Here is a 13,466-nt window from a genome sequence, read left to right as displayed (position 1 = left end):
CATTCTGCTATTCCACTCCATCAACTAAAAATTTAATACCGTAAATTGAAAAAATAGTAGAAAAATAGAGGCGCAATAAAGCGTAATTTTACCTAAAAAAAGAAATGAACGAAATCGGAGAAAGACCTTGGGGAAAATACTTTGTATTATTTGATGAACCCCATTTTAAAATGAAAAGAATAGAGGTAAAATCTGGTCAAAGATTGTCTTATCAATACCATCATCACCGTCAGGAAGCTTGGACGATTATTCAAGGAACTGCAAAAATTACTTTAGATGGCGAAGATAAAATCTACCATTACGGCGAAACAGCGCTTATTTCACTTACAGCAAAACACCGTGTAGAAAATGTGGGAGAAGACACGCTTATCTTTATAGAAGTGCAAACTGGAACGTACTTCGGCGAAGATGACATCGTAAGAATAGAAGATGATTATGACAGAAACTAAAAAATAAAAATCCCGAATCAAATTCGGGATTTTTTATTAGTCTTTACCTTTATTGTAAAACCTTAGGTACTCTCGGGTTTTCTGGCCAGATTCTTTTAAATCCTCAGCTTTCCAATTTCCTTCGGAATGAGCAGATTTTTTAAGTATAGAGCAAGTTTCATCTTTGTCTGAAACCGACCAAACTACCCAACTTATTCCGCGTTCTTCCATCCAAGAAATGTATTCTTGCCAAGATTGGTAATTCATTTTTCCATCTCCAGAAGCTTCCATTCCTGCACTTTCTGAAACGAAAATCGGCAAACCGCTTTTCAGCGCTTCATCCGTTCTATCTCTCAACCATTTTTCGTGCGTAGCTGCATAAAAATGCATGGTGTACATGAGATTTTGATCTATGGTAATAGGATCTTTTGCAGGAAGATGCACATCTTGATCCCAAGAAGGAGAACCGATTAAAATAATATTATCAGGATCATTTTTTCTGATGACTTTTATAATTTCTTCAGAATAGGCTTTTACTTCTGCCCAAGTTTCGTAGTCTGGTTCATTAAAGACTTCGTAGATAACATGCGGATATTTGCCATATTTCTGAGAAACCTCATCGAAAAACTCTTTGGCTTCATTCAAATTGATGTTATGACTGTGCCAATCTACAATTACATAAATGTTGTTTTTTATGGCTCCGTCAATCACGGCGTAAATTTTTTCTTTGGCAAATTTTTTATCTTTCATGTAATTGCCGAATTCGCCATGTTCTACACCTAATGCAGCACGAACTACATTGGCATGAAAATCTTTTTTGAGCCAAGAAACGGCAGATTTATTATAAAATCTAGGCCACATACTGTGCCAACCGAAACTCATTCCACGGAGCATGACGTGTTTTTGGTTTTTGTCTACCAATTGTGTTCCTTTTACCGAAATTTGGCCGTGTTTTCCTACAAAAGAAGTTCCGCAGGAAGTGAGCAATGCCAATGTCATGAAATAGATTATTTTTTTCATTTTTTAACTTTTGTCAGTTTTAGTGCAACTACATTATGAGAAGTCAATTCTTTTTCAAAAATTCTATTGGTTTTTCCTAAATCTTTATGTTCCCAAAGGTCTCTTAAAGTATAGGTTTGTTGAGTTAAGTTTAGGGTAAATTTGAAATCTAAGTCTTCTATGATGTGCTTTTTCCAATCAAATTTAATTTTTTGAGATTTTTCTGTTCGGTTTAAGAAAACCATTGCCCAATTATCATCAGCTAAAGGTTTTACCCAAACTTCCACTCCATTTTCTGACTGATATTTAAACCCTTGAATCCCCAAAACATCTTGATTGATGGCAATCATTTCTTTATTGGTCAAAATTTTCAAAGTTTCTGGCTTCATGCTTCTTAAATCATTTCCTGCAAAAAGCGGAGACGCCATCATAGACCAAAGCGTAAAATGCGACTTATCCTCTGTTAAAGTCATTCCGTTTCCTACTTCCATCATGTCAAAATCATTCCAATGGTCAGGTCCTGAAAATTTACGAATGTCTTTTCTCATTTCTAAAATTTTAAGAACACCCCAAGAAGACCAATTTCCTTCTTCGTGCTTGTATTCACAATCAAAACAAGGGTAAATATCTCCAGAAATTCTCCAAAGATTTCCCACAGGTGTTGCCCAATTCCACGGTTGATTGTCTCCCCATTCACAAATGGAGAAAACGATAGGTTTCCCAGCAGTTTTTAAGGCTTTGCTCATGGTAGTGTAGGCTTCTTTAGCATTAATCCCTTCTGTAAAACACCAATCGTATTTCAGAAAATCTATGCCTAAACTCGCGTAAAATTTAGCATCTTGATATTCGTAACCTCTGGTTCCGGGATAACCTGCGCAAGTATTGGTTCCTGCACAATTGTACAACCCGAATTTCAAACCTTTAGCATGTACATAATCAATGAGCGCTTTCATTCCACTTGGGAATTTCACAGGATCTGGAATAAGATTTCCGTTCTCATCACGATGATCTTTTACCATCCAACCGTCATCTAACACAATGTATTGATAACCCGCATCTTTCATTCCAGAAGAAACGATAATATCTGCGGTTTGCTTTACCAATTCTTCATTGATATTAACTTCGAAAGTATTCCAAGAATTCCAACCCATCGGTGGTGTATTAGCAACTCCTTGAAATTTCTGCGCTCCTAAACCAAGGCAAAGAAGCAGAGCAGCAATATTTAAAATTTTTGTTTTCATGAATTTTTACAAAAAGAACCCTACAAATGAGGGTTCTTAGGAATAATTATTAATTCTTATACTTCATTATTTTAATACAAATCCCATATCATCGATAAGAAGTGTGTTTCCACCAAAATTACCAGATTCTTGGAAGGTAATTTGGTCAAAAGTAGTAGGATTACCAATTTCTGAGAAAGGAATTTCTATGTACGTCCAACCTGTAGTAACTGGTTTTACGATTTGGAAAGCCCAACCACCGAAAACCATTTTAAGACTTGCTGAAGAATTATCTACAGTACTTTTCACTCTAATTCTGAATGCTTTGTACTGAGAAACATTTCTAGAATTGAATTTGAAATCTGCACCATCCCAACCTCCGAAAGCTATTTTCATGGCTTTTTTACCTTGGAAAGTATCATCTGCAAAATCTGTAATGATAGGCGTTCCGCTCCAAGTCCAGTGACCTGCATCTCCTTGAATTTCGTCATCATATAGCGCTGAACCTACTGCTTGAGCCGCTGTAGAAGTTCCTGAAATGGTAGTTACAGAAACATATTTATCATTGGCATTTGCTGGCATAGTCGCTACAATTTCTGTAAGCGTAGAAGAGACAATAGTCGCAGTAGCCGTTCCTACTTTTACTTCTGGATTTAAGAAATATTTACCGTAAATCTTGAAGGTTTCTCCAGCTTGTGCATTAATAGAATTATAACTGCTGATTTCTGGAGAAGGTGGCGCTACAGTGAAATCATACACTACCTCACCAAAAGCGGTTACTAATTTCAGTTTATTACTTGCATTAGCATAAGGTGTACTCTCATTGATATTTACTACGATTACATTATCAGTAACAAAATTTGGATTGAAAGCAGATTCTGTCCCGTTAAAATATACGTGTTGCAAGGTTTTAAACCCAGAACCGTGGATAATTACGGTATTATTGGCTTGCGCTTGTGTAATAGGCGTTAAGTCTACAGGCTTACCTTCACCGTCTAATGAACCTGTAATTTTTTCGATTACTGGAGGTCCTGCTTTAGAATCATCTGAGCTATCATCTCTACATGATGACAAACTGATTATTGCAAAAACAGAAAGGAATAATGTCCAGAATAATCTATTGATATTTAAATTTTTCATGTGAATTTATTTTATTTAAAAACATAAGGAACCGGAGCCTCTAATAATTTAGGATTTTTAATCACATCATTGGTAGGATATGGCAAAGAAAAATCTGCATCGTCTGGTGTAAAATACTCAGCGCCCCACATATTTCCTCTGTTTTGAGCAGACATGATTGCAATTGCTTTAGCTCTAGGAAGTCTACCTAAATCAAACCAATAATCTCCTTCGAACGCTAGTTCTTTTCTTCTCTCAGTGAATAAATCATCAAAAGTGAATGAAGAAACACTGTTTAATCCAGCTCTATTTCTTACTGCATTTAGAGATTTAAGCGCTGAAGCATCTGCTGTACTAGAACCGCCTGCTAAAACCGCTTCTGCATGAATCAGCAATAATTCTGCATATCTCATGATATAAGTATTGTTATTCATCATAGCCCAACCATCAGCTGGTCCTGTAACATCTCCGTTTACTACACCAAGACAATATTTTTTAATAGCTGCACCTGCACCTTGACCACCAATTAAATCAGCAGCAGGAACTACAAGTGGCCCGTAATTGGAGCCAATTTTAGCTTTAATACTTGGATAAACATCTCCTGGCAACATAATGGTTTCTTTTCTTCTGACATCTGAAGATGAATACAGATTTAAAATATCTTGAGAAGGCCCAAAAACACCACCGTAAGTTGCATTAGAAGTAGAAATACTACCATTACTGATCCCGAATTGCGTATTGCAATTGCTAGCAGAACCATAGTTACCATCCCCTTTCCACTGCAAAGCGAAGATAGATTCTTCATTGTTATTTCCTGCGTAGGTAAATAAATCTCCGAAAGATTTATTAGGCAAAGCACTTCCTCCTAAGAGTTTAAATTCTCCGCTATTGATTACTTCTTCTGCGGCTGCTTTAGCTTTAGGATAATCTTTCATATAGAGATATACTTTGGCCAACATGGCTTTTGCAGAGCCTTTAGAAACTTTAACATTGCTTGCATAAGCGCTTCCTCTTGTTTTAGAATAAAGTAATTCTGATGCTTTTACATAATCTCTTCTGATAAGTTCATATACATCTTCTACTCTATTGGTATTCAATTGTGGGCTAGAAACATGGTCTAAATTGTTTTCAATAATTGGAACAGGCCCCCATAATCTCACCAAATAAAAATAAGCAGTAGCTCTCATAAAATACGCTTCACCAAGCGCATTGTTCACCACTTCTTGACTTACTGCAGGCGCTACTCTAATTTTAAGGTTATTAATTAAGTAATTAGCTTGTGCTACATTTGCCCAAAGTGACTGCCATCCGTTATTAAGTTCAGGGTCTGAACCATTGATAGAGAAATTACGCATAGCATTAACATCTGAAGAATTGGTATACATATTACCAGAACCTACTTCTGAAATGGCAAAGAAAAACTTATTGTGAAACTGGAACCAAGTTCTGTTATACAATGCATCTGTACAACTTGCCACTTGTTCATTAGTCTTATAGTAAGAATCTGCAGTAATAGAATCCTCTGAAGGTCTTGTTGTAAATTCGTTAGAACAAGAACTTAATCCTGCGGTAAGTATTGCAAAGAACAATATTTTTTTTACCGAATTAAATTTATAAATTTTCATTTTACTCTTTTTTTAAAATTCTAAGTTTACCCCTAAAGAAAACGTTCTTGGCATAGGATATCTACCATTATCTATTCCGTTTAGCAATGGATTCTGATTAAATAATCCAATTTCTGGATCATAGCCTGTATAATTGGTAAAAGTATAGAGATTCTGTACTGTACCATAAATTCTCACTTTGGTCATTTTAATAGCTTCTAAAGCTTCTGGCGAGAAAGTATATCCTAAAGTAACGTTCTGAATTCTAAGGAAATCTCCTTTTTCTACGAATCTATCAGAAATCAAGATGTTTGGATTACTACTACTGTTAATCGGACGAGGAATATCTGAATTAGGACGATCTTCAGTCCAATAATTTGCTGCTTCTACCAATTGATTTTTGTATAACATAGAGTTTTCTAAACCATTTCTTCTGGTTAAGTTCATTACATCATTACCTACAACTCCATTTAAGAAGATAGACAAATCAAAATTCTTATAACTGAAACTATTAGTGAAACCAATGGTTAAATCTGGATTTGGATCACCGATGATTGTAGCATCATCCATGGTAATTTTACCATCTCTGTTCACGTCTACATATTTCACATCACCTAGATACGTTTGACCAGGAGCCGTTCCTACAGATTGTCCAAACTGAATTGGCGCATTATTAAGTTGGTCTAGACTGGTAAACAAACCATCTGTTTTGAATCCCCAATATGTACCAATAGCAGAACCTACAATTGTATTAGAAACTACATATGGTTGATAACCATTCATATTTGCTTGTTCGGTGAGCGTAACTCCATTTATAATATTAAGCAATTTGTTTTGGTTATGAGACATTACCAATGTAGAATTCCAGTTGAAACCTTCGTCATTTTTCGTTCCATAAGACATGGTTAAATCAAAACCTCTATTCTCTACTTGTCCCATATTGAAATAAGGAGAATCAATACCACCATTCCAAGATGAACCACCTGTTAAATAATCTGGTAATGGATATTGGAATAAGAAATTATCTGATAGCTTTTTGTAAACATCAAAATTGACATTGAAATGATTGAATAAAGTAAAATCTAAACCAATATCTGTTTGTTTCATGCTTTCCCAAGTTAAATTAGGATTTGGGATGTTTCCTGGAAGAAAATACTGAGTAAGGTTTGCCGCATATCTTCCGTTCGGAATTTGTTGGTTCCCTGTTTCACCATATCCTGCTCTAATTTTAAGTAAAGAGATATAATCTTTAACACTTTCCATGAATTTTTCGCTACTCACTTTCCATGAAACAGAAACTGATGGGAAATATCCTACTTGTTTTCCGTCGATAGCTGGTTCAAATTTAGAAGATTGATCTCTTCTGATAGAAGCGGTAACGCTATATTTATTATCAAAATCGTAAATCAAACGTCCAAATAAAGAAGAAAGCGCTTGGCTGCCTTTATATCCTGTAACGGTTCTGCTGTCTGCATCTGACATAGAAATGTTATGAATATCATTAAATTTAAAACCATGCGCTTCTGCTAAAAGACCTTCCCAATGAGAATCATTGGCTTCTTGACCAACAAGTGCGGTAATTTTATGTTTATTGATATTTAAATCGTATGTAAGCAAGTTTTGAATATTGGTAGAATACCAATTTTGTCTTCTTTCGAATAAATCTGCAGTTAAATTAAACTGAGTTCCTCTATCATAAGAAGGATAGAAATCTGTATATTCTGTAAACTCTGTATTGGCAGATAATTCTACTCTATATTTTAATCCTTTTAGTAAATTGGCTTCCCCGAAAACACTTCCTAAGAAATTTTTTCTAATCAATTTATTTTCTCTTTCTAGCGCTTCCGCAACTGGATTAAAGTAGTTTACGTTTTGATTTTGTGGTGGCGAAGCAAAAGTACCATCTAAATTTCTTACTGGCATATCTGGCCCTTGAAGAAGCATATTGGTAATTAACCCTCCGAAACTTTGATTAACTGTAAAGTTTTCATTGGTAATCCCCGTAGATAAATTTGTTCCTACTTTTAACCAAGGTTTTACTTTAGCATCTACATTTGCTCTGAAGGTATATCTTTTCATACCGGTGTCTAAAATATTCCCTGTCTGGTCCATAAAGTTTCCAGATAGATAATAATTGGTTCCTTCTTTACCTCCAGAAAAACTTAATTGGTGAGATTGCCCAAAACCGATTTGGAAAATTTCATTTTGCCAATCTGTTCCAAGCCCAAGAAGTTCAGGATGAGAAAACTCTGGTCTTAATTGTGTATTGAAGAGTAATGCCAAATTATTTTGATGCGCTGCATATTGTTGCAGATTCATTACATCTAAATATTTAGGAATTTGGGTAATATTGGTAGAACCATCGTAAGAAATTTTACCCATTCCTTTTTTACCAGATTTAGTGGTAATAATGATGACACCATTTGCACCTCTTGCTCCATAAATAGCCACTGCAGAAGCATCTTTTAATACGTCTACAGATTCTATATCATTAGGATTTAAGAAAGAAATAGGAGAAACCGTATTGTTCCCACCACCACCTGTAGAAGAAAAATCGCTTCCCGCAACAGGTCTTCCACTGGTTGCTCTACCACTGGCGTCTCCAGAAATAGGAATACCATCTATAATATATAGAGGTTCATTAACTCCATTAAGAGAGGTAGTTCCTCTTACTCTAATTGAAGCAGCTGCACCTGGTTGTCCGTTACCATTCGTAACTACTACCCCTGCAAGTTTCCCTTGCAACATTTGGTCTACGTTTACTTGTTTTAGTGACTGAATATCAGATGACTTGATTGATGAAATAGATGAATTGACATCTTTTCTTTTTTGAGTACCGTAGCCTATTACAACTACTTCGTCTATAGATTTGGTTTTGAGAGAATCTCGATTGGTGCTCTGTTGCGCATCAACACACGTAAATGCTCCCAATAGAAACAGTGCAGCGATACTTGTTTTGCCCCTGTTACTTGGATTTAGGTAATAAAGAAAACTCTTCATGATAAAAAGTGTTGGTTTAATTTTTCTATTTATTGACCTTTTTCAAATTTTGAAATTATCAATAAAACTTTATGTTTTTTAACAAAACAAATTTATTAGGAATGTGAAATTTTTGTTAATATTATTTTATCATTTGTTACTATTATTTTCGCTGATGATATTTTTCATGTTAAAAAGTATCATTTAATAAATTAATTTTGACAAAATAATATCATAAAACCAACCCTATAATATCCTCTTAATTCCGTTAAATTCTTCTCTGTATACGCTAGGTGTAACGCCTTTGACGCTTTTAAAAATTCTATTAAAATTGGCAATATTATTAAAACCACATTTAAATGCAATTTCTGAGATACTTAGGTCTTTTTCTACCAAATTTCTAGCTGCATAACCTATTCTTACATCATTTACATAATTCACAAAGGTCTTATTAGTTCTCTTTTTTATGAACCTATTAAAAGAAACCGGACTCATCAATGCTACTTTAGAAACTTCTTCTAATGTTATTTTATTAGCATAATTCTTTTGAATATAATCATAGACAATTTTCATTCTATCATCATCTTCGAAAGTATCATAATCTACTGTATACGTGGAAAGTATCCTCTGATTTCTAGAAGTAGCCATATCATGAAGTATGGACAAAATTTCTAAAAAATAATCCATCCCATCTAATCTAGAAAGATTACAAATTCTTTGCGCCAGATATTCCGTAGTGGCTCTAGAGAACAAAATCCCATGAGAAGATCTGTTGAACATATCACGTATCGGCCTCATGATACGCCTAGAAAGCAAACTATCTTCAAAAAGATTTTCTTCAAACTGTATGGTAATTTCATGCACTTTTTTTTGTTTGCACTTATGAGTTTCCCATGCGTGATAAAGATTAGGACCTACTAAAACCAGCTCTAAATCATCTATTTCTTCTATATGATCTCCTACAATTCTTCTAACGCCCTTTCCATTTTCGATGAAATTTATTTCATATTCTGGATGAAAGTGAATAGGAAAATCAAACTTGTCTTTTACTCTATCAAAAACCAAAAAACTATCACTACTAGTTAAAGGTGGAATTTCTCTGAAAAAATTATTCTCATTTTTCATATCAATATTTTTTGCAATTATATAATATAATTATGATAAAATAGTATTATCAACTTAAAAAAAACATCAGTTAAATTTGTATTAACAAAAATAGAGATTCTTCCGAATTTGTTAACATAATAAAAATCATGTTATTTATTAATTTTTCAAACAATCTTTTTTTTTGTTATTAATTTTAAAATTCTATTTTTAGAGTATGAAATTTTACATTCCAAATATATTATGGGTCTCCCTATTGCTATGGGTAGTCTCTTGTTATGCGCAGTCACCAGAAAAAAAACACCATTCACTTTCTGATAAAAATGCCACTCCAGAAACCGAAAATTTATATCAAAACCTTATTCTACTTCAGGAAAAAGGATTTTTATTTGGTCATCAAGATGATTTAGCTTACGGTGTAAAATGGAGATATGAAGAAGGCAGAAGTGATATAAAAGACGTAACAGGAGATTACCCTGCTTTATATGGTTGGGATTTAGGAGGAATAGAGCATCAAAAATCTAATAATATAGATGGAGTCCCTTTTAAAAAAATGAAGAACTGGATTAAAGAAATCTATGACCGAGGCGGAGTTTCTACCATCAGTTGGCATATGGATAATCCTTTAACGATGAAAAATTCTTGGGATACCACTCCAGGTTCCCTGCGTTCTATCCTTCCGAACGGCGAAAAACACCAATTATATCTGTCTTGGCTAGATGAAGCTGCACAATTTTTAGGCAATCTTAAAGGTTCTGACGGCAAAAAAATCCCCATTTTATACAGACCTTTCCATGAATTGACCGGAAATTGGTTCTGGTGGTGTAAAAACAATGCTTCACCTCAAGAATTTAAAGAAATTTGGAGATTTACCATTCATTATCTTAGAGAAACTAAAAAACTCAACAACCTCATCATTGTATACAATACTGCTGATTTCAAATCTAAGGAAGAATTTCTAGAATATTACCCAGGTGATGATGTGGTAGATGTTTTGAGTTTTGACAAATACCAATACACGAATCCTGTAACTGATTCTTCCTTTATCACAGAAGTGCAAAACCAACTGAAAATAATGAATGAAGTAGCGGTAGAACATCAAAAACCTATGGCGATTGCCGAAACTGGATATGAACAGATTCCTTATGAAAATTGGTGGACAAAAACTCTTACCGAAGCCATCGGAAATTATAAAATTTCTTTCGTCTTACTGTGGAGAAATCATGGATGGCAAGAGCAAGAAAAGAAAATGCATTACTATGCTCCTTATAAAGGACAACTCAGTGAAAAGGATTTTATAGAATTTTATAACAATCCGAAAACATTCTTTCAAAAAGATATTACTCAAGAAAATATTTACAAATAATGGTCGAAAAAATAAAACTTAAAGAAAAAATAGCATACGGTTTCGGAGATGCTGCTTCTTCTATGTTCTGGAAAATATTTGGAATGTACTCCTTATTTTTCTACACAGATGTATTTGGCATTACCGCTGCAGCTGCAGGAACCATGTTTCTGATTGCAAGACTCTGGGACTCCTTTTTTGATGTCTTTGTAGGAATTGCAGCAGACAGAACCACAACAAAATGGGGAAAATATCGTCCTTATTTGCTTTGGTTCGCCATTCCTTTTGCTGTAATGGGTGTTTTTACCTTTTACGCTCCAGATTTAAGCGAAGGCAACAAACTCATCTATGCATACGTCACTTATTCGCTGATGATGATTGTTTATTCTATGATTAATGTTCCTTACGCTTCTTTACTCGGTGCTATTTCTGCAGACCCCAAAGAAAGAAATCAACTTTCTTCTTACAGAATGTCATTTGCATTTATTGGAAGTTTCGTAACGTTTATGTTGCTACAACCTTTAATTGATTTTTTTGCAAAAACATTTGACACGGAAAAGGTAAATCAAGTAACCAGCGCAGCAGAATCTACCGTGAGTACGTCTGTAATTGGTTGGGTAATGGGAGTAGGAAGCATAGGAATCATTTGCGTTATTCTATTCTTATTGTGTTTCAGTTGGACTAAAGAAAGAGTACAGCAAATCGAAAGCGAAGAAAATGCTTCTATAAAAACAGACCTTAAAAATTTATTTCACAATGCACCTTGGTGGATTTTAGTGGCTACAGGATTAGCTGCACTCCTTTTTAATGCAGTAAGAGATAGTGTGGCCATCTATTATTTCAGAGATTATGTGAAATTCAATTATAAAATGACGGGAACAGGCTGGGATATGACTACCATTTATTTCCTCGTAGGTCAAGCTGCCAATTTAATAGGCGTAATGTTAGCTCCTAGCATTTCTGCAAAATACGGAAAGAAAAAAACCTATATGATTGCCATTCTTATCGCAGGAGTACTAAGTTCATTTTTCTACATTATTCCTAATAACATCCTATGGATTCTTAGTTTACAATTTTTAGTTTCTCTTTTTGCAGGATATGTTTTACCATTACTCTGGTCTATGTTTGCAGATATTGTAGACCATCAAGAACTCCTTACCGGAAGACGAGCTACAGGTCTTATTTTCTCTTCTTCTTCTATGTCTCAAAAATTAGGCTGGGCTCTTGGTGCTGCTTTAAGTGGATGGATTCTTGCTTGGTTTAATTACGCTCCAGATGCCATTACTCAAAATCCAGAAACCATTTTCGGAGAGAAACTTATGATCAGTATACTTCCTGCAATCTGCTGTGTTATCGCTTTTATAGGGATGATGTTTTATCCTCTATCTGACAAAAAAGTTAAAGAAATTTCTGAAGAACTTAACTCCAGAAGAACCAAATAATTACAATTAATATTGATAAAATGATGATTATGATGAATGCTAAAGATGTTTTCTTAAAAAGAAAAAAAGAACTCGAACAAGAATACCAAACCCTCATCGAGAAACCTAACAGCCCAAAAAATGAAGTATCTAACGGTATTTTTACAAGATATTCTAATCCTGTAGTTACAGCCAAACATATTCCACTCGACTGGCGATATGATTTTAACGAAAAAGAAAATCCGCTGCTTTTAGAGAGAATTGGCTACAATGCAGCTTTTAATGCAGGAGCCATTCAATTTAATGACAAATATATTCTTTGTGTAAGAGTAGAAGGAAATGATAGAAAATCGTTCTTCGCTATCGCAGAAAGTGAAAACGGAATAGATCATTTTAAATTTTGGGAAAAACCTTGTGTCATTCCTCAAATCGAAGGGAATCCAGACACCAATGCTTACGACATGAGATTGGTAAAACACGAAGACGGTTGGATTTACGGTATTTTTTGCACCGAAAGAAAAGATCCAAATGCTCCAAAAGGCGACACCAGTTCTGCAATTGCCAATGCTGGAATTGTAAGAACGAAAGATTTAATTCATTTCGAAAGACTTCCTGATTTGGTTTCAAACTCTGGCCAACAAAGAAATGTGGTGCTCCATCCTGAATTTGTGAATGGAAAATACGCAATCTACACCAGACCTCAAGATGGTTTTATAGATGTTGGAAACGGCGGTGGAATTGGTCTTGGATTCATAGAAGACATGACCAATCCTGTAGTACAAGACGAAAAAATAATTTTTGGAAAAAATTACCACACCATTTACGAACTAAAAAATGGATTAGGTCCCGCTCCTATTAAAACTGAAAAAGGCTGGCTTCATCTTGCTCATGGAGTGAGAAACACCGCTGCAGGTTTGCGTTACACTTTGTATATGTTTATGACAGATTTAGAAGATATTTCTAAAGTTACGCATGTTCCAGCAGGTCATTTTATGGCTCCAGAAGATCAAGAAAGAATAGGCGATGTATCTAATGTGCTTTTCTCTAACGGTTGGATTGCTGACCAAGATGGCAAAGTGTATATTTATTACGCTTCTTCGGATACCAGAATGCATGTAGCAGTTTCAGATATAGCGCGATTGGTAGATTATGTAACTCAAACGCCTGAAGATGATTTTACCACCTATGCTTCGGTACAGAGAATTATAAAACTGATAGACAAAAATAAAATCTCACAATTATAACTT

The 13,466-nt window shown here is 34.7% G+C and carries 10 protein-coding genes; 4 read left to right on the top strand and 6 right to left on the bottom strand.

What is annotated here, in order from left to right; genetic code table 11:
- The first annotated feature begins 104 nt into the window (after positions 1–104).
- Positions 105–449, top strand: a complete 345-nt coding sequence (locus tag ACT53I_RS02750) for a phosphomannose isomerase type II C-terminal cupin domain (protein ID WP_476078327.1) — start codon at positions 105–107, stop codon at positions 447–449.
- A 36-nt stretch (positions 450–485) separates the two neighbouring features.
- On the opposite strand, the gene ACT53I_RS02745 is transcribed toward ACT53I_RS02750, so the two are convergent.
- The 6 genes from ACT53I_RS02745 to ACT53I_RS02720 form a co-directional block, all read right to left on the bottom strand.
- A complete protein-coding gene (locus ACT53I_RS02745; protein ID WP_476078326.1) occupies positions 486–1,448 on the bottom strand; it encodes a glycoside hydrolase family 5 protein in 963 nt (320 codons plus the stop codon).
- Positions 1,445–2,668: a glycoside hydrolase family 27 protein gene (locus tag ACT53I_RS02740; RefSeq protein ID WP_476078325.1), complete on the bottom strand. Its 1,224-nt coding sequence runs from the start codon at positions 2,666–2,668 to the stop codon at positions 1,445–1,447. Before ACT53I_RS02740 ends, ACT53I_RS02745 begins: the two co-directional genes overlap by 4 nt.
- Before the next feature lie 66 nt (positions 2,669–2,734).
- The gene (locus tag ACT53I_RS02735; RefSeq protein WP_476078324.1) at positions 2,735–3,787 is read right to left on the bottom strand and encodes an IPT/TIG domain-containing protein; all 1,053 of its coding nucleotides are present in this window, start codon (positions 3,785–3,787) and stop codon (positions 2,735–2,737) included.
- A gap of 11 nt (positions 3,788–3,798) precedes the next feature.
- Entirely contained in the window at positions 3,799–5,391 is a 1,593-nt protein-coding gene (locus tag ACT53I_RS02730; protein ID WP_476078323.1) for a RagB/SusD family nutrient uptake outer membrane protein, read from the bottom strand.
- 12 nt (positions 5,392–5,403) lie between these two features.
- Complete coding sequence (locus ACT53I_RS02725) at positions 5,404–8,370, bottom strand: SusC/RagA family TonB-linked outer membrane protein (protein WP_476078322.1); 2,967 nt, start codon at positions 8,368–8,370, stop codon at positions 5,404–5,406.
- Positions 8,371–8,595: 225 nt separating this feature from the next.
- Positions 8,596–9,474, bottom strand: coding sequence for a helix-turn-helix domain-containing protein (locus tag ACT53I_RS02720; RefSeq protein ID WP_371486230.1), 879 nt, complete (start codon positions 9,472–9,474; stop codon positions 8,596–8,598).
- 196 nt (positions 9,475–9,670) lie between these two features.
- Between ACT53I_RS02720 and ACT53I_RS02715 the strand changes: the two genes are divergently transcribed.
- From ACT53I_RS02715 to ACT53I_RS02705, 3 genes are read left to right on the top strand one after another with little or no spacing between them, the layout of a single operon-like run.
- Positions 9,671–10,819, top strand: a complete 1,149-nt coding sequence (locus ACT53I_RS02715; protein WP_476078321.1) for a glycoside hydrolase family 26 protein — start codon at positions 9,671–9,673, stop codon at positions 10,817–10,819.
- A complete protein-coding gene (locus ACT53I_RS02710; RefSeq protein ID WP_476078320.1) occupies positions 10,819–12,240 on the top strand; it encodes an MFS transporter in 1,422 nt (473 codons plus the stop codon). The genes ACT53I_RS02715 and ACT53I_RS02710 overlap by 1 nt, the downstream gene beginning before the upstream one ends.
- Before the next feature lie 29 nt (positions 12,241–12,269).
- The gene (locus ACT53I_RS02705) at positions 12,270–13,463 is read left to right on the top strand and encodes a glycoside hydrolase family 130 protein (RefSeq protein WP_476078319.1); all 1,194 of its coding nucleotides are present in this window, start codon (positions 12,270–12,272) and stop codon (positions 13,461–13,463) included.
- Positions 13,464–13,466 lie beyond the last annotated feature (3 nt).

This window comes from Cloacibacterium sp. DMC96 (assembly GCF_056313765.1).
The sequence above is the reverse complement of the archived record's forward strand: the minus strand, read 5'-3'. Positions and strand labels throughout refer to the sequence as shown.